The organism is Sphingopyxis granuli (assembly GCF_001559015.1).
Lineage (GTDB): Bacteria > Pseudomonadota > Alphaproteobacteria > Sphingomonadales > Sphingomonadaceae > Sphingopyxis > Sphingopyxis granuli.
Map to the genome: position 1 here is coordinate 56,443 of NZ_CP012199.1, position 16,113 is coordinate 72,555.

Here is a 16,113-nt window from a genome sequence, read left to right on the forward strand (position 1 = left end):
AGAAAATTCAGCGGCTTGGAATATGGCAGGCCTGCCGTGAGCGGTGACGACGGTGAGTTCAAGATCCGGCCGGGAAGGGTGCGGGACCGCGGGGCCGGGGCGTCGCGGCGGGGGCGGAGTCTCGCCGGGCAGGTGCGCCGCTCCATGGCGCGCAAGGGTTTCGCGCGCCGCCCGCCGGCGTCCGGCGGCGGCACCGGGCATCATGGCCGCGGCCGCCGCGCGCTCGCGCGGGCGCGCTTTCGCGCCGACGGCCGCCGCGTCGTGATCAAGGCGCGAATCGTGCGCCACAAGGGCCAGCGCTTCCGCTCGGCGCCGCTCGCTCGCCATATCCAATATCTCGAACGCGATGGCGTCACTCGCGACGGGCGCGACGCCTCGATGTTCGACGCGCAGGGCGACAGCGCTGACCGCGCCGACTTCGCATCGCGCTGCGAGGATGATCGTCATCATTTCCGTTTCATCGTCAGTCCGGAAGATGCCGGGGAGATCGGCGACCTCAGGCGCTTCACCCGCGACCTCATGGCCGACATGGCAAAGGATCTCGAGACGCGCCTCGACTGGATCGCGGTCGATCACTGGAACACCGACAATCCGCACATCCATATCCTCGTGCGCGGCGTCGCGGACGACGGCCAGGATCTTGTCGTCGATCGCGGCTATATGAGCGAAGGGCTGCGCTGGCGCGCCGAGGATCTCGCCACTCTCGAACTCGGACCGCGCAGCGCGCGCGACATCGCCGATGCGCTGGCGCGCGAGATCGAGGCCGAGCGCTGGACGAGTCTCGACCGAACGCTGGAGCGGATGGCGGCCGAGGGGGCAGGCGAGATCAATCTTCGGCCGGACGGTCAGGCCGACGGGCATCTTCATCGGCAGTTGCTCGGCCGGGCAGCGAAGCTCGAGGTGCTCGGTCTTGCCGAGCAGATCGAGTCCGGCATCTGGGTCATGCGCGGCGATGCCGAAGCCGTGCTGCGCGACCTCTCGGTTCGCGGCGACATCATCAAGACCATGCACCGCGCATTAACCCGCGATGGCGGCCGCTTCGATCCGTCGGCGCTTGCTCTCCACGACGAGGTGCCGACCGATCCGGTCACTGGCCGCCTCGTCGATCGCGGGCTTCACGACGAACTCGCCGGCAGCGCCTATGCGATTGTCGATGGCGCCGATGGGCGCACGCATCATCTGCGGTTCGGCGACATGGAGTTGACCGGCGACGCGCGGCCCGGGGCCATCGTCGAGCTCCGATCCTGGGCGGACGCGAAGGGGCAGATGCGGCAGTCGCTCGTGACGCGATCGGACCTGCCGCTCGATGCGCAGGTGACGGCGCCCGGCGCGACCTGGCTCGACCGTCAACTCGTCGCCCGCGAGCCGGCGGCGAGCCATCAAGGCTTCGGACGCGAAATTCGCGATGCGATGGATGCGCGGTCGCGCCACCTCGCCGAGCAGGGATTGGCGAGCCGCCAGGGGCAGCGCGTCATTCTCGCGCAGGGTCTCATCGAGACCTTGAACGCGCGCGACCTCGACGCGGCGTCCCGCTCGATCGCCGAGCGCACCGGCCTCGCGCACAGACCTTCGGGGTCGAATGACTATGTGAGCGGCATCTACCGCGAGCGCGTCACTTTGTCCTCGGGCCGTTTCGCGATGATCGACGACGGGCTCGGTTTCCAGCTCGTTCCTTGGCGCCCGGCGCTCGACAAGCATCTTGGCCAGCATGTCACCGGAACGATGACGCCGGGCGGCACCGTCGACTGGGCGCTCGGGCGCGGCAGGAGCATCGGGCTGTGAGGCCGGGCATCCATCATGGGAGGCGAGCGTGAATGACAGGATTCTCTGGGGCCAGATTGCAGCTGTGTTTCTGATCGTCCTGTTGGCGGTCTGGGGCGCGACACAATGGACGGCGGCGGCGCTCGCCTTCCAGCCCGAGCTCGGCGAACCCTGGTTCCTCGTAGGCGATTATCCCGTCTATCTGCCGCCGGCCTTCTTCTGGTGGTGGTTCGCCTTCGACGCCTATGCGCCGCCGATCTTCTACAAGGGCGCGCTGATCGCGGCGTCGGGCGGGTTCGCCGCTATCATCGTCGCGATCGCCATGTCGGTATGGCGCGCCCGCGAACGGCAAAAGGCCGAGACCTATGGTTCGGCGCGCTGGGCAGGCCGGCGCGAAATCCGCGCCGCCGGGATGCTCGGGGGCGAAGGGGTTGTGCTCGGCCGGTTCGGCAAAGCCTATCTGCGCCACGATGGCGCCGAACATATTCTCTGCTTCGCGCCGACGCGGTCGGGCAAGGGCGTGGGGCTCGTCGTGCCCACTTTGCTCACCTGGCCGGGAAGCTGCATCGTCCATGACATCAAGGGCGAGAATTGGCAGCTGACAGCGGGCTTTCGCGGGCTGCATGGCCGCGTGCTGCTCTTCGATCCCACCAACGCCAAATCCTCAGCCTATAACCCCCTGCTCGAAGTGCGCCGCGGCGAATGGGAAGTGCGCGATGTCCAGAATGTCGCCGACGTGCTCGTCGACCCCGAGGGGAGCCTCGAGAAGCGCAACCATTGGGAGAAGACGAGCCATGCCCTGCTCGTCGGCGCTATCCTGCATGTGCTATACGCCGAGGAAGACAAGTCGCTCGCCGGCGTGGCAGCCTTTCTCTCCGATCCGCGGCGACCGATCGTCTCGACGCTGCGCCGCATGCAGACGACCCGGCATCTGGGGGACAAGGGCGTGCATCCCGTCGTCGCCGCGGCCGCGCAGGAGCTGCTCAACAAATCGGACAATGAACGCTCGGGCGTGCTTTCGACCGCCATGTCCTTCCTCGGCCTCTATCGCGATCCCGTCATCGCGGCGGTGACGGGCCGCTCCGAATGGCGGATTGCCGATCTGATGGCGGGGGATCGTCCGACCTCGCTCTATCTCGTCGTGCCGCCCGGCGACATCAGCCGCACCAAGCCGCTGATCCGCCTCATCCTCAACCAGATCGGGCGGCGGCTCACCGAGGAACTCAATCCCGGCGCGCGGCCGCGGCGCCTGCTCCTGATGCTCGATGAATTTCCGGCGCTGGGCCGCCTCGATTTCTTCGAAAGCGCGCTCGCCTTCATGGCGGGGTACGGCATCAAGGCTTTCCTGATCGCCCAGTCGCTCAACCAGATCGAAAAAGCCTATGGTCAGAACAATGCGATCCTCGACAATTGCCATGTGCGGGTGAGTTTCGCGACCAACGACGAGCGGACCGCCAAGCGCATTTCCGATGCGCTCGGGACTGCGACCGAAATGCGCGCGATGAAAAATTATGCCGGCCACCGCCTGTCGCCCTGGCTCGGTCATCTCATGGTCTCGCGCACCGAAACCGCCCGCGCCTTGCTCACCCCGGGCGAGGTGATGCAACTGCCGCCAGGCGAGCAGATCGTCATGGCCGCCGGGGTGCCGCCGATCCGGGCTTCGAAGGCACGCTATTATGTCGACCCCCGGTTCACGAGCCGCATTCTCGCACCGCCACCGCCTGCCCGGACGCCGAGACGGGCGGACGACGACTGGACGCCGCGGTCCGGGGAACCGGCGCCCGTCCTTCTGCTTCCCGGACCCGGGCCTGACGGACGCCGGGCACCGCCAGCCGAGGACGGCGACGCGAAGACGGGGGCGCCAGCCGAGGCGGGCGCAACCGCGGAAGAGGGGGCCAATTCGGGGATCCGGCGGGAGCCGGGCCTCGCCGACCATGAGAATGTGGCATCCGAACCCGTGCCCGAGGTCAACGAGTTCGATTTCGACCGCGGCGGCAAAGGGAGCAACGCGGCGCGCGACCGGCGCGCCATGGACCGGGCGATGCAGCGCAATGCCCGTATCGCATCGCTCGATCCGGGCGATGGAATCGACCTGTGAAAAGGCCCGCGGTCAAACGGACCTTCCGCCTCGATGCCGCGCTTTGCCGCGAGCTCGACGAACGGGCGCGCAGCCGGCGCATGACGCGAACCGATATCGTCGAAGCCGCGCTCGCATCCTTGCTCACACCCGATCAGGAGGAGCGGCTCGAGGCGGTGCTCGCCCGGCGCCTCGACCGCCTGTCGCGGCAGATCGAGCGGCTCGAATGGCATATCGAGCTGTCGAACGAGACCGCCGCGCTGTTCATCAGATCCTGGCTGACGAACAATCCGCCGCTCCCCGATGCGGCGCTGCAGGCGGCCCAGGCCACCGGCAAGAAGCGGTGGGAGGCTTTCGTCGACACGCTTGCGCGCCGGATGGAACTCGGGCCGAAATTTCAGGAGGAAGTGTCGCCGGGCAGGCCGTCCGGCACTCATTCCTCGCCGGCCGCGAAATAGGCGGTGAGCCGGTGCGCGACTTCGGGCGCCAGACGGATGAAATTTCGCCGTCCGTCGGCGGGATCGGACGTGCGGACCAGAAGCTCGGCCTCGCAGAGCCGCTGGACCAATCTCAGCGCGCTGCTCATCCCAAGCCCCGAAGCGATGCCGAGGCTACTCGTCGACACCGGTTTCGCCTCGCCTTCATGAATGAAGAGGTCGATGAGCATGTCCCACGCCGGCTCGCCGAACAACTCGTCATTGCCCAGAAGCTGCTTGCGCAGCAACCGCCGGCGCAAGGTCCGGCGCGCATTGGCGAGTGCGAGGTCGGTAACTCCCTTCTCTGTCTCGATGCGGTCGCGATGTCCGTCCCCGAGGGTCAACGGCGGTCCCGGTCTTCCCCTCGGAGGAGTTTTGCCGGCGGCCAGCCTATGGTGTTCGCGCTGGGTGACGATAATATGGTCGATGAGTTCGACGTCGAGCGCCCGGCCGATGTCGCGCAGGAGTTCGGTGACGCGAATGTCGCTGTCGCTCGGGGTCGGGTCACCGCTTGGATGATTATGGACCAGCAAGATAGCCGCCGCGTCCAGTTCGAGCGCGCGCCGAAAAATCGTGCGGGGATAAAGTGCCAGCTGCCGAACCGAGCCATGCTGCATTTGCTCGTCGGCGACGAGCCGGCGCGACGCGTCCAGAAACAGCACGCGAAGAATTTCCTCGGGCAGCGCGCCCATCGAGGTCTTGAGATATTCGATCAATTTCGGGCTGGAGGGTTCGATAACGCGACCGAGCAATTCGGCGCGTATGGCTTCGAGGCCGGCCTCGCGCGCGGCAAGCAGAAGGCCTATGACCGGACTCTGCTTGCCCAGAATTCGCGCCAGCGCCTCGGGTGACCGCGACCAGATGCGATCGAGACTATGAAACTCGGCAAGTAGCGTTTCGGCTATCGATTGGCTGTTCTCGGGATCGATCGACGCGACGAGATGTACCAGGACGGCTCGCTGTCGCCGCGCGCCAGGCGTCGCTGGTGCCGCCAGGTTGCGAGGATGAGGATCGGCGGAACCAGCCACGAGGTCGCGACCTGCATCGTCAGATAAGCCGCTGGATGTATCTCCACATCGAGGAACCGGCTCGTGTGCGCGAGGAGCGGGAGTATATGGAGCACCGCGACGCACATGGGCCAGAAGCGATGCGCAAAAAGCGCGAGCAGGGTGGTTGCGGTCGCACCAAACAGGTCGATCGCGAGATGCCCCGTGTCCAGCGATGCGAATTCGACCGGTACGAAAGCGTGGAGCATCTTGTCCGCTCCCACCATGGTCAGCGCGATCGCGGCCATCGCGCGTTCGGGTCCGCCCCCGCGCCAGGCCGCATAGCCAAGAGCAACCAGCAAGAAAGCGAGGAAAAATGCCATGCGCATCGCCCGAACCTTTCATGCTGGCTGCTCCGGGTCAATCGGAGTCAGGCGGCCGCCGGAAGATGCTCGGAAACCGCACCGGCGATCGCCGGGCATTCATGGAGGTCATAGCCCGCCGTCTCGCGTCCGATTTGCACGAGATCGCCATGGACGCGAAGAATGTCGCCGCTCACATCGACCAGCGCCATCTGCGCCTTAGCGAGCCGCCGGATCGTCGCATGGCCGCTGGTGGCCGGCACGCCGATGATATCGCGGCGTGCGGTCACGACACTTGTCGTCAGCGAGGATACCGCGATGAGGGCATCGTCGACCCTGCCTTCCGCAGCCGCGACGTCGCGCTCGAGACGAGCTGCTGCAAAACTGATTTCCTTGGACATGACTTCTCCTTTTCCGGAAAGCGGGGCGATCCGGCGATTGCTTGGGCACAAGTGAAAGGGATCAGCCGGAGATCAGCGTCGTCAGCGCCTGGGCGATGGCGAGCCCCGATAAGATGAGCAGGACCAGTGCGACCAGCATGGCCGCCATGATCAGCGCTCGCCTTGTCCGGGCATGGTCATGCCTCCAGAAATCCCTGAACGGCGGGCTGGCCTCCATCGGCCCGTCCGCCGCCAGGACACTGTCGTTCAGCGCCATCGCGTCGGCCGGGCCTCCGTCCGGGAAGTGGGATGGCACGAGCGTGGGTGGCGGCGGAAGGTCGATCGGATCGCATGTGATCCGGTCATAGGTCTGTTTGAGACGGGCATAGACGATCGCGGTCTCGTCGCGGTTCGCCGTCCCCAATATGTCGCGCGCCTTGGTCAGCCGGAGATCGACCGTGGGCTTGGCGATTCCGAGCTGCCGCGCGATCTGCTTCGAGGTCTGTCGCTCGATCAGGAGATCGAGACAGGCCCGCTGCTTGTCGGTGAGGCGCGCCCAGCGTTCGGCGTCCTCAAATGTGTGCGACCTCGAATCACTCATGTTCACACTCTTGTCAAAATTGCCTCCGGCACAAGCCCCGGGGGTGATTCGCGGGGGCGCGGCCGCTCGTTCGCGATGACGGCGCCTACGCCATAGCCTGTCTTTCAACGCCACGCTGCGACGCGCTCAAAAGCTTGTTGAATTGGGGCAATCCCTGCGTCTCTTACTCGGCCCCGTCGCACGGACACTCCGGTCCGGCGCCGCGAAACGGGGTCCTCCCATGGCAGCAGAACCGATCCGGCTCGAAGCGCGAAATCGCAGCGCGCGCATGTTGCAGACCGCATTCGGAGCGGCGATCGCCGGTTGGCTTGCCGACCCGCAAGTCGTCGAGATCATGCTCAATCCGGACGGCCGCCTCTGGGTCGACCGGCTCGGCGAGGGCATCGCGGATAGCGGCACCTGGCTGAGCACCGCCGATGGCGAACGCATCATCCGCCTCGTCGCGCATCATGTCGGCGCCGAAGTTCATCCCGGAAGTCCGCGCGTATCGGCCGAACTGCCCGGCGGCGGCGAGCGGTTCGAGGGATTGCTGCCGCCCGTGGTGATCGCTCCGGCCTTTGCCATCCGCAAGCCGGCGGCCGCCGTTTTCACACTCGACGACTATGTGGACGCGCGCATCATGGCGCCGGCTGCCGCCGCCGCGCTGCGGCATGCGGTCGCCGGGCGGATGAACATTCTCGTCGCCGGCGGCACCGGAACCGGCAAGACGACGCTCGCCAACGCGCTGCTCGCCGAGATCGCCGGCACCGATGACCGGATCATCCTCATCGAGGATATTCGCGAGTTGCAGTGCGCCGCGCGCAATGTCGTCGCCATGCGCACCAAGGACGGGATTGCATCGCTCACCGACCTCGTGCGCTCGTCACTCCGCCTCCGGCCCGATCGCATTCCGATCGGCGAGGTGCGCGGCCCCGAAGCGCTCGATCTGCTGAAGGCCTGGGGGACGGGGCATCCGGGCGGGATCGGTACGATCCACGCCGGAAGCGCGCTCGGGGCGCTCCGCCGCATGGAGCAACTCATCCAGGAGGCGGTCGTCACCGCGCCGCGCGCGCTGCTTGCCGAAACCATCGACCTTGTTGCCGTCCTCGTCCGCGACGGGACCGGCCGGCGCCTGTCCGAACTGGCGCGGGTCGAAGGGCTCGATCCCGCCACCGGCGCATATCGCCTTGTCCCGCACCAACAAGAAGGAGAAAGCTCATGATCCGTGCCGCCCGGCATGGCGCCCGACGCGCCATGCTCACTTCGACCGCGATCGTCGTCGCGATGATCGCCGCTGTTCCGGCCCATGCGGGCGGCTCGTCAATGCCCTGGGAAGCGCCGCTCCAGTCGATCCTCGAGAGCATCGAGGGTCCGGTCGCCAAGATCGTCGCGGTGATCATCATCATCGTCACCGGCCTGAGCCTTGCCTTCGGCGATACCTCGGGCGGATTCCGCCGGCTGGTCCAGATCGTCTTCGGCCTGTCGATCGCCTTCGCGGCGTCGAGCTTTTTCCTCTCCTTCTTCTCCTTCGGCGGCGGGGCGCTCGTCTGATGGCACAGGAGGCCGACATTCCGGGTTTCTTCGCGCCGGTCCACCGCGCGCTCGCCGAGCCGATCCTGCTCGGCGGCGCGCCGCGCAGCCTTGCGATCGTCAACGGCACCCTCGCCGGCGCGATCGGGCTTGGCCTTCGGCTCTGGATCGCCGGCCTTGCCCTCTGGGCGATCGGCCATGCCCTTTCGGTTTGGGCGGCGCGGCACGACCCGCAGTTCGTCGACGTCGCCCGCCGCCACCTCAAATTTCCTGTCTGGATGCGCCCATGATGAACCTCGCCGAATATCGCACCAAATCCGCTTCCCTCGCCGACTATCTTCCCTGGGTGGCGCTCGTCGCCGAGGGCGTCGTCCTCAACAAGGATGGCTCCTTCCAGCGCACTGCGCGCTTTCGCGGTCCCGACCTCGACAGCGCGACCCCGGCCGAACTCGTCTCGGTGACCGCGCGGCTGAACAATGCGCTGCGGCGGCTCGGCTCGGGCTGGGCGGTCTTCGTCGAGGCGCAGCGTGTTCCCGCGATATCCTATCCGGTCTCGGATTTCCCCGACGCCGTCTCGGCGCTGGTCGATGTCGAGCGCCGCGAGCAGTTCCGCGAGGAAGGCACGCATTTCGAAAGCTTCTATTATCTGACCCTGCTCTGGATGCCGCCCGCGGAAGAGGTCGCGCGTGCGGAAGCCTGGCTTTATGAGGGGCGCTCGGAGGCGGACGTCGATCCGAAAGAACTGCTGAAAGGCTTTGTCGACCGCAGCGGGCGGCTCCTCCATCTGATCGAAGGCTTCGTTCCCGAGGCCGAATGGCTGGGCGACGGCGAGACACTCACCTATCTCCACAGCTGCGTCTCGACCAATCGGCAACGCGTCCGCGTCCCCGAGACACCCGTCTACCTCGACGCGCTGCTGACCGACCAGCCGCTCGTCGGCGGGCTCACGCCGCGGCTCGGCGAGCATCATCTCCGCACGCTGACGATCACCGGCTTTCCGACCGCGACCTGGCCGGGCCTGCTCGACGAGCTCAACCGGCTCGCTTTCGCCTATCGCTGGTCGACGCGCGCGATCATGCTCGACAAGACCGACGCGACGAAGCTGCTGACCAAAATCCGGCGGCAGTGGTTCGCCAAGCGCAAATCGGTCGCCGCGATCCTCAAGGAAGTGATGACCAACGAGGCCTCGGTGCTCATGGACTCGGACGCCTCGAACAAGGCTGCCGACGCCGATATGGCATTGCAGGAACTCGGCGCCGATCATGCAGGCATCGCCTATGTGACCGCGACGCTCACCGTCTGGGACAAGGATCCCGCCATCGCGGCCGAAAAGCTGCGGCTCGCCGAGAAGGTCATCCAGGGCCGCGACTTCACCTGCACCGTCGAGGGCATGAACGGGGTCGAGGCCTGGCTTGGGAGCCTCCCCGGCCATGTCTATGCCAATGTCCGCCAGCCTCCCATTTCGACGCTCAATCTCGCCCACCTCATACCCTTGTCAGCGGTGTGGGCGGGGGCGGAACGGGACGAGCATTTCGGTGATGCCCCCTTGCTCTACGGCAAGACCGAAGGCTCGACTCCGTTCCGCCTCACTCTTCATGTCGGCGACGTCGGCCACAGCCTCGTCGTCGGCCCGACGGGCGCCGGCAAGTCGGTGCTCCTCGCACTGATGGCGCTGCAGTTCCGGCGCTATGAGGGCAGCCAGATTTTCGCCTTCGACTTCGGCGGCTCGATCCGCGCTGCGACGCTCGCCATGGGCGGCGACTGGCAGGATCTGGGCGGCGCCCTGCAGGATGACGGCGGCGGCGTCGCGCTGCAGCCGCTCGCGCGCATCGACGAGGCGGGCGAACGCGCGTGGGCCGCCGAATGGCTGGCCGCGCTCCTCGCGGGCGAAGGCGTGGCGGTCGATCCGGCCGCGAAGGAGCATCTCTGGTCGGCGCTGACGTCGCTGGCGACCGCGCCGGTCGCGGAGCGGACGCTGACCGGGCTCGCGGTCCTGCTGCAATCGCAGGAGCTCAAACAGGCGCTGGCGCCCTATCTGGTCGGCGGACCCTGGGGACGCCTCCTCGACGCGGAGGTCGAACGCCTCGGCGACGCGCGTGTGCAGGCGCTCGAGACCGAGGGGCTCGTCGGCGCCGCCTCGGCCCCCGCCGTGCTCGCCTATCTCTTTCACCGCATCGGGCAGCGGCTCGATGGCTCGCCGACCCTGATCATCATCGACGAGGGCTGGCTTATCCTCGACAGCCCCGCCTTCGCCGCGCAGCTGCGCGAATGGCTGAAAACGCTGCGCAAGAAGAATGCGAGCGTCATCTTCGCGACGCAGAGTCTGGCCGACATCGAAAGTTCGAGCATTGCTCCCGCGATCATCGAAAGCTGCCCGACGCGGATATTCCTTCCCAACGAGCGCGCCGCCGAGCCGCAGATCGCGCGGGTCTATGAGCGCTTCGGCCTCAACGACCGGCAGATCGAGATATTGAGCCGGTCTACCCCGAAGCGAGACTATTATTGCCAGTCGCGCCGCGGAAACCGGCTGTTCGAACTGGGCCTCGGCGAGATCGCGCTCGCCTTCACCGCCGCGTCTTCCAAGACCGACCAGATCCGCATCGGCGAACTCGTCGCCGAACATGGCGGTGATGGCTTTGCCGCCGCCTGGCTGCGTGAGCGCCGCCTCGACTGGGCGGCCGATCTCCTCGCCAATCTCGAATCTTCCACCCTGAAGGAGTGAATGACCATGAAGACGCCGATTTTCCATTGTGCCGCCGCGCTGCTCGTCACCGGGTTCGGCATCACGGCTGCGGCCGTGTCCGCCCCGGCCGCGGCCCAGATGGGCGGGATCGTCCACGATCCCCGCAACTACGCCCAGAACATCCTGACCGCCGCGCGCACGCTCGAACAGATCAACAATCAGATCAAGCAGCTGCAGAATCAGGCGACGTCGCTGGCGAACGAGGCACGCAACCTGTCGGGCCTGCCCGTTTCGACGCTCGAGGAGCTGCAAGGTCAGGTCGACCGGACCCGCGCCCTGCTCGGCGAAGCGCAGCGGGTCGCTTTCGATGTCGGCGACATCCAGAAGGCGTTCGACGCGCGCTACAAGGGCGGCGCGCTGACGGGCACGCAGGCGGAAATGGTCGCCAATGCCGAAGCGCGCTGGAACGACAGCGTCGGTGCTTTCCAGGATGCGATGAAGGTCCAGGCGGGCGTCGTCGGCAATATGGGCGATGCGCGCCGCTCGATTACGACGCTGGTGACCGCGAGCCAGTCCGCGACCGGCGCCCTCCAGGCGGCACAGGCGGGCAATCAGCTGCTCGCGCTCCAGTCGCAGCAACTCGGCGATCTTGCCGCTGCGATCGCCGCGCAGGGGCGGGCGCAGATGCTCGATGCCGCCCGCGCGGCGGCTGCCGAAGCCGAAGGACGCGAGCGCTTCCGCCGCTTCCGCAAAGGCAATTGAGATGGGCCGGGCGGCCAGGATCGCCGGCGCGGCAGTGCTGGGCGGAATCGCCATGACGCTCGCGCTCGTCGCCGTGACCCTGCCGCCCGCGCCTCGTGCGTCCGCCCCCCAGGTCTCCGGGGCGGACGCACACCCGGCGCCGGACGATGGGCTTCGCCGCTGCCGGACCATCACGACGGCCGACCCCGATTGCGAAGCGGTATGGGAAGCGAAGCGTCGCCGGTTTTTCGGTGAGCGGAGGAACGAGCGATGAACGACACGGGCGTGATCGACCAATTTCTGTCGGTCTTTTCGACCTATATCGACAGCGGCTTCGGGCTGCTCGGCGGCGAAGTCGGGTTCCTGTCGACGACGCTCATCGTCATCGACGTGACGATCGCCGCGCTATTCTGGGCGTGGGGCGCCGACGAGGATGTCCTTCAGCGCCTCGTCAAGAAGACGCTCTATATTGGCGTCTTCGCGTTCATCATCGGTAATTTCCAGAGCCTTGCGACAATCATGCTCGAAAGCTTTGCCGGTCTCGGGCTGAAGGCAAGCGGCGGCGCCATGGCGATCGGCGACTTCATGCGCCCGGGCGTCGTTGCGGCGACGGGCCTCGATGCCGCGGAGCCGCTTCTCGATGCGAGCAAGGACCTATTGGGGCCTATCGGGCTCTTCACGAACTTCGTGCAGATATTGATCCTGCTCATCGCCTGGGTGATCGTCGTCCTCGCCTTCTTCATCCTCGCGGTGCAGGTCTTCGTGACGATCCTCGAGTTCAAGCTCGTCACGCTCGCGGGCTTCGTTCTGATCCCTTTCGCCTTTTTCGGCCGCACCGCCTTCATGGCGGAGCGCGTCCTTGGCCATATCGTCTCCTCCGGCATCAAGGTGCTGGTGCTCGCCGTCATCACCGGGATCGGCACGACTCTCTTCGATCGCTTCATGGGTGCCCAGATTGGCGCCGAGCCCGACATCGAGCAGGTGATGGCGATCGCGCTTGGCGCGCTCACATTGCTGGGTCTCGGTATCTTCGGTCCTTCGATCGCCAATGGCATCGTCGCGGGCGGTCCCCAGCTCGGCGCAGGCGCTGCGGCCGGCACGGCCGTCGCCGCCGGCGCCACGCTCGCCGCGGGCGCGGCGGGTGCGACGCTGGCCACCGGTGCCGCCGCCACCTTTGCGCGCGGCGCTGCGGCTGGCGCTACCCGCACTGCGGGCAGCGCATCGGCCTCCTACGCCGCAGGCGCGGCCGGGAAGAGCGGGGCGCAGGCGGTCGGTGCGGGTCTCGCCAGTGTCGCGCGCTCGGCGGCGAGCGCTGCGGCGTCCCCGCTTCGGCGTGCCGCCGAGCGGACCCGCGAGCAATTTGCGGCCGGCCGCGCGGGTCAGGCGGCGAAGGCCGGGCCGGCACCTGCTGCCGGCACGCCGCCCGCGTGGGCGACCGCGATGCGGCAGCGGCAGGCGGTCGCGCAGGGCGCGATGGTCGGCGCGCAGACCCTGAAGGGCGGCGATAGCCACGGCGCTGGCTCCGCACCTGACATCAGCGAAAGGGATTGATATGATTTTCCGCAGGCCCTCCAATCATTATGGGATCTCGCCCGTCCCGGTCACGCCGCATCAGCGCGCGACGCAGGTCTGGGACGATCGCATCGGCTCGGCGCGCGTCCAGGCGAAGAATTGGCGGCTCGCCTTTTTCGGCACCCTGCTTCTCTCGGGCGGCCTCGCTTCGGCTCTGGTCTGGCAGTCGCTGCGCGGCACGATCACGCCCTGGGTGGTCGAGGTCGACAAGCTCGGCGAGGCAAGGGCCGTCGCGCCCGCGGACGCCGACTGGTCGCCGACCGATCCGCAGATCGCCTTCCATCTCGCGCGCTTCATCGAGCATGTCCGGTCGATCCCGGCCGACCCGGTGGTGCTGCGCAAGGACTGGCTCAGCGCCTATGATTTCACCACGGCGAGCGGCGCGCAGGCGCTAAATGAATATGCGAGGCTGAACGATCCCTTCGCGGAGATCGGCAAACGACAGGTCGCGGTCGATGTGTCGAGCGTGATCCGGGCCTCCAAGGACAGCTTTCGTATCGCCTGGACCGAGCGCCGCTATCAGGACGGCAGCCTTCTCGAGACGTCGCGCTGGTCGGCGATCGTCACCGTGATGGTTCAGCCGCCCCGCACCCCCGATGCTTTGCGGCGCAACCCGCTCGGAATTTTTGTCACCGCCGTAAATTGGTCGAAGGAGCTCAGCCAGTGACGCGTTTTATCTTTCTTGTGACCGCAGCCGCGCTCGCATTTCCCGCGGTTGCCGCGCCCTCCGACGTCAAGATGCAGGTCGGCCGGGCCAATGACGCGGCGCGCGTCCAGCCGGACCGTGCTACATTTCTCAACGCGATCCAGAAATATGCCTGGGCCGACGGCGCGCTGTTCCAGATTTATACAGCCCCGGGGCAGGTCACCGACATCGCGCTCCAAGAAGGCGAAGAGCTCGTCGGACCCGGACCAGTCGCCGCCGGCGATACGGTCCGCTGGATCATCGGCGACACGCTGAGCGGCGCCGGTGTGTCGCGGCGCGTTCATATTCTCGTCAAGCCGACCCGCCCCGACATCATGACGAACCTGGTCATCAACACCAACCGCCGCACCTATCATCTCGAACTGCGTGCAACGCCTGCGACCTATATGGCGGCGGTCAGCTGGTCCTACCCGGCCGATGAGCTGATCGCATTGCGAGCGGCCGAAACCGAGCGGGAGCGCGCTGCTCCCGTTGCGGGCGGCATCGACTTTGCGGCGCTCAATTTTGGTTATCGGATCAGCGGCGACAAGGTGCCCTGGCGCCCGCTGCGCATCTTCGACGACGGTCGCCAATTGTTCGTCGAGTTTGGCGACGGCATTGCCGAGGGCGATATGCCCCCGCTCTTCGTGCTCGGCGACAAGGATGGTGCGGAGCTCGTCAACTACCGCGTGCGAGGCCGGTTCCTCATCGTCGACCGCCTGTTCGAGCGCGCCGAACTGCGGCTCGGCAGCGGGCGTGGCGCGAAAAAGATACGGATCGAGCGCGACGACAAGCGCCGTCGGGGGCGGTCATGAGCGTGCCGGAACGGGAGGAGAAGGCAGAGCTGGCCACCGAACCCGGGGCTGCGGAACGCGCCGTCGCGCCGCCCAGTCCCGACGGGTTCCGGCTCGAGGGCGAAATGCCATCCGTCATGCGCCTCTCACGGCGCACGCTCGCGATCATCGGTGGTACGGCGGGCTTGGCGATCGCGGGGGCGCTGCTCTGGGCGCTGCGGACGCCGGAACCCGACCCCCGCGAGAATGTCTATGAAACCGATCGCCCCAACCGCTCGGACGTCATTACGGGCGCGCCCGCGGATTATGGCGCGGTTCCGAAACTCGGGCCGCCGCTTCCCGGTGACCTCGGGCGGCCGATCGTTTCGGCGCAGAGGGGAGGTGAGATGGTAACGCCGCCGCCCATGGCGGCTGTTCCACCGCCGGCCGATCCACGACAGCGGGCGGTGGATCAGGCGCGTGAGCGCCGGATCCAGGAAAGCGACGCGGCGCGTTCCAGCAATCTTTTCCTGGCGAGCGGGGGAGGCAGCGCCTCGGCCAGTACCGCGGAACAACCTGCGCCGCCCGCGGTACAGGCGATCATTCCGCCGGGCGCAGAAGCCCCGGCTCGTCCCTTTCTGAGGGCAGATGGTCCGCGCCGGACGGACAGCGGCGAACGCATCGTCCCGCTCGCTTCGCCCTATGTCGTGCAGGCCGGGAATATCATTCCGGCGGCGCTGATCACCGGCATCCGTTCCGATCTTCCGGGCCAGATCACAGCGCAGGTGACGCAGAATATCTATGACAGTCCGACGGGACGCATTCTCCTGATTCCCCAAGGCGCGCGCCTGGTCGGAGAATATGACAGCGAGATCGTGGCGGGGCAGAATCGCGTGCTGCTCGCGTGGGATCGGCTGACCTTTCCCGGCGGTCGCTCGATCGCACTTGGCCGGCTCCCCGGAGCGGATGCCGGCGGAATGGCGGGGCTGGCGGATCGCACCGACTATCATTGGGGCCATATGTTCAAGGCTGCGCTCATATCGACGCTGCTCGGTGTCGGCGCCGAGCTCGGAGCGGACGACGACGATCGGCTCGTTCGTGCGATCCGGTCGGGATCGCAGGATTCGATCGGTCAGACCGGCCGGCAGATCGTCGAACGGCAACTCGCTATACCGCCGACCATCACCATCCGCCCCGGTTTCGCGTTTCGGGTCATCGTGACCCGTGACCTGGTGCTGGAGCCGCTTTTCAGCGGCGAATCCCGATGAGCAAGCTGCGGCTCGGACCCATCGCCGAGGATCGGCCGGTCAAGGTCACGGTTGAACTGTCGGGAGGCATTATGCGCGATCTTGCAGACTATGCCCGCATCCATGCCAGGGCCAATGGGCTCCCCGAGCCTTTGCCGGCGGAGCGGCTGATTGCCCCGATGATCGAGCGCTTCATGAGCGGTGACCGCGAATTCGGCAAGCTGCGGCGTCGATCCTGATCGGCACCAGTTCGCGGCCAC

At 67.1% G+C, this 16,113-nt stretch carries 18 protein-coding genes; 14 read left to right on the forward strand and 4 right to left on the reverse strand.

The annotated features are described in order from the left end of the window. Positions 1–36: 36 nt before the first annotated feature. From SGRAN_RS00305 to SGRAN_RS00315, 3 genes are read left to right on the forward strand one after another with little or no spacing between them, the layout of a single operon-like run. Positions 37–1,782, forward strand: a complete 1,746-nt coding sequence (locus SGRAN_RS00305; RefSeq protein ID WP_067179712.1) for a relaxase/mobilization nuclease domain-containing protein — start codon at positions 37–39, stop codon at positions 1,780–1,782. Between the two features lie 28 nt (positions 1,783–1,810). Further along, complete coding sequence (locus SGRAN_RS00310; RefSeq protein ID WP_067179716.1) at positions 1,811–3,859, forward strand: conjugal transfer protein TraG; 2,049 nt, start codon at positions 1,811–1,813, stop codon at positions 3,857–3,859. Then, complete coding sequence (locus SGRAN_RS00315; RefSeq protein WP_053555705.1) at positions 3,856–4,296, forward strand: ribbon-helix-helix protein, CopG family; 441 nt, start codon at positions 3,856–3,858, stop codon at positions 4,294–4,296. The genes SGRAN_RS00310 and SGRAN_RS00315 overlap by 4 nt, the downstream gene beginning before the upstream one ends. On the opposite strand, the gene SGRAN_RS21400 is transcribed toward SGRAN_RS00315, so the two are convergent. The 4 genes from SGRAN_RS21400 to SGRAN_RS00335 all read right to left on the reverse strand — a co-directional run bounded on the left by SGRAN_RS21400 (position 4,272) and on the right by SGRAN_RS00335 (position 6,643). Beyond that, positions 4,272–5,066, reverse strand: coding sequence for a JAB domain-containing protein (locus tag SGRAN_RS21400; protein ID WP_404950430.1), 795 nt, complete (start codon positions 5,064–5,066; stop codon positions 4,272–4,274). The genes SGRAN_RS00315 and SGRAN_RS21400 overlap by 25 nt on opposite strands. A 149-nt stretch (positions 5,067–5,215) precedes the next feature. Next, on the reverse strand, positions 5,216–5,689 hold the full coding sequence (locus tag SGRAN_RS22870) for a hypothetical protein (RefSeq protein ID WP_058818143.1): 474 nt from the start codon (positions 5,687–5,689) through the stop codon (positions 5,216–5,218). 41 nt (positions 5,690–5,730) lie between these two features. After that, positions 5,731–6,063 (reverse strand): hypothetical protein, encoded by a 333-nt coding sequence (locus tag SGRAN_RS00330; protein ID WP_053555703.1) that lies wholly within the window; start codon positions 6,061–6,063, stop codon positions 5,731–5,733. Positions 6,064–6,124: 61 nt separating this feature from the next. Then, positions 6,125–6,643, reverse strand: coding sequence for a LuxR C-terminal-related transcriptional regulator (locus SGRAN_RS00335; RefSeq protein WP_053555702.1), 519 nt, complete (start codon positions 6,641–6,643; stop codon positions 6,125–6,127). A 220-nt stretch (positions 6,644–6,863) separates the two neighbouring features. Here SGRAN_RS00335 and trbB point away from each other — a divergent pair, with 220 nt between their 5' ends. The 11 genes from trbB to SGRAN_RS00390 are packed head-to-tail and all read left to right on the forward strand — an operon-like array spanning position 6,864 to position 16,092. Beyond that, on the forward strand, positions 6,864–7,844 hold the full coding sequence (trbB, locus tag SGRAN_RS00340) for a P-type conjugative transfer ATPase TrbB (protein ID WP_067179720.1): 981 nt from the start codon (positions 6,864–6,866) through the stop codon (positions 7,842–7,844). Next, positions 7,841–8,173, forward strand: coding sequence for a TrbC/VirB2 family protein (locus SGRAN_RS00345; RefSeq protein ID WP_053555700.1), 333 nt, complete (start codon positions 7,841–7,843; stop codon positions 8,171–8,173). The genes trbB and SGRAN_RS00345 overlap by 4 nt, the downstream gene beginning before the upstream one ends. Beyond that, positions 8,173–8,442 carry a VirB3 family type IV secretion system protein gene (locus tag SGRAN_RS00350; protein ID WP_053555699.1) on the forward strand — a complete coding sequence of 90 codons (270 nt, stop codon included), beginning with the start codon at positions 8,173–8,175 and terminating at the stop codon, positions 8,440–8,442. The genes SGRAN_RS00345 and SGRAN_RS00350 overlap by 1 nt, the downstream gene beginning before the upstream one ends. Next, positions 8,439–10,874 (forward strand): conjugal transfer protein TrbE, encoded by a 2,436-nt coding sequence (trbE, locus tag SGRAN_RS00355; RefSeq protein WP_067179723.1) that lies wholly within the window; start codon positions 8,439–8,441, stop codon positions 10,872–10,874. Before SGRAN_RS00350 ends, trbE begins: the two co-directional genes overlap by 4 nt. 6 nt (positions 10,875–10,880) lie before the next feature. Beyond that, positions 10,881–11,597 carry a P-type conjugative transfer protein TrbJ gene (gene trbJ, locus SGRAN_RS00360; protein WP_067186756.1) on the forward strand — a complete coding sequence of 239 codons (717 nt, stop codon included), beginning with the start codon at positions 10,881–10,883 and terminating at the stop codon, positions 11,595–11,597. Between the two features lies 1 nt (position 11,598). Beyond that, positions 11,599–11,850: a putative entry exclusion protein TrbK-alt gene (gene trbK-alt, locus SGRAN_RS00365; RefSeq protein ID WP_053555697.1), complete on the forward strand. Its 252-nt coding sequence runs from the start codon at positions 11,599–11,601 to the stop codon at positions 11,848–11,850. Beyond that, positions 11,847–13,127, forward strand: coding sequence for a P-type conjugative transfer protein TrbL (trbL, locus tag SGRAN_RS00370; RefSeq protein ID WP_067179726.1), 1,281 nt, complete (start codon positions 11,847–11,849; stop codon positions 13,125–13,127). Before trbK-alt ends, trbL begins: the two co-directional genes overlap by 4 nt. A gap of 4 nt (positions 13,128–13,131) precedes the next feature. Continuing rightward, on the forward strand, positions 13,132–13,815 hold the full coding sequence (gene trbF, locus SGRAN_RS00375; protein ID WP_067186758.1) for a conjugal transfer protein TrbF: 684 nt from the start codon (positions 13,132–13,134) through the stop codon (positions 13,813–13,815). A 17-nt stretch (positions 13,816–13,832) separates the two neighbouring features. Next, positions 13,833–14,648 carry a P-type conjugative transfer protein TrbG gene (gene trbG / locus SGRAN_RS00380; protein WP_404950431.1) on the forward strand — a complete coding sequence of 272 codons (816 nt, stop codon included), beginning with the start codon at positions 13,833–13,835 and terminating at the stop codon, positions 14,646–14,648. Continuing rightward, positions 14,645–15,874, forward strand: a complete 1,230-nt coding sequence (locus SGRAN_RS00385) for a TrbI/VirB10 family protein (protein WP_082737025.1) — start codon at positions 14,645–14,647, stop codon at positions 15,872–15,874. Before trbG ends, SGRAN_RS00385 begins: the two co-directional genes overlap by 4 nt. Next, positions 15,871–16,092, forward strand: coding sequence for a DUF2274 domain-containing protein (locus SGRAN_RS00390; protein ID WP_058818134.1), 222 nt, complete (start codon positions 15,871–15,873; stop codon positions 16,090–16,092). Before SGRAN_RS00385 ends, SGRAN_RS00390 begins: the two co-directional genes overlap by 4 nt. Positions 16,093–16,113 lie beyond the last annotated feature (21 nt).

What these genes read in the sequence shown, in the direction of transcription:
- SGRAN_RS22870 (WP_058818143.1), bottom strand. Translation starts at nt 5,689, where the DNA reads ATGCGCATGGCATTTTTCCTCGCTTTCTTGCTGGTTGCTCTTGGCTAT.
- SGRAN_RS00330 (WP_053555703.1), bottom strand. Translation starts at nt 6,063, where the DNA reads ATGTCCAAGGAAATCAGTTTTGCAGCAGCTCGTCTCGAGCGCGACGTC.
- SGRAN_RS00335 (WP_053555702.1), bottom strand. Translation starts at nt 6,643, where the DNA reads ATGAGTGATTCGAGGTCGCACACATTTGAGGACGCCGAACGCTGGGCG.
- trbB (WP_067179720.1), top strand. Translation starts at nt 6,864, where the DNA reads ATGGCAGCAGAACCGATCCGGCTCGAAGCGCGAAATCGCAGCGCGCGC.
- SGRAN_RS00345 (WP_053555700.1), top strand. Translation starts at nt 7,841, where the DNA reads ATGATCCGTGCCGCCCGGCATGGCGCCCGACGCGCCATGCTCACTTCG.
- SGRAN_RS00350 (WP_053555699.1), top strand. Translation starts at nt 8,173, where the DNA reads ATGGCACAGGAGGCCGACATTCCGGGTTTCTTCGCGCCGGTCCACCGC.
- trbE (WP_067179723.1), top strand. Translation starts at nt 8,439, where the DNA reads ATGATGAACCTCGCCGAATATCGCACCAAATCCGCTTCCCTCGCCGAC.
- trbJ (WP_067186756.1), top strand. Translation starts at nt 10,881, where the DNA reads ATGAAGACGCCGATTTTCCATTGTGCCGCCGCGCTGCTCGTCACCGGG.
- trbK-alt (WP_053555697.1), top strand. Translation starts at nt 11,599, where the DNA reads ATGGGCCGGGCGGCCAGGATCGCCGGCGCGGCAGTGCTGGGCGGAATC.
- trbL (WP_067179726.1), top strand. Translation starts at nt 11,847, where the DNA reads ATGAACGACACGGGCGTGATCGACCAATTTCTGTCGGTCTTTTCGACC.
- SGRAN_RS00385 (WP_082737025.1), top strand. Translation starts at nt 14,645, where the DNA reads ATGAGCGTGCCGGAACGGGAGGAGAAGGCAGAGCTGGCCACCGAACCC.
- SGRAN_RS00390 (WP_058818134.1), top strand. Translation starts at nt 15,871, where the DNA reads ATGAGCAAGCTGCGGCTCGGACCCATCGCCGAGGATCGGCCGGTCAAG.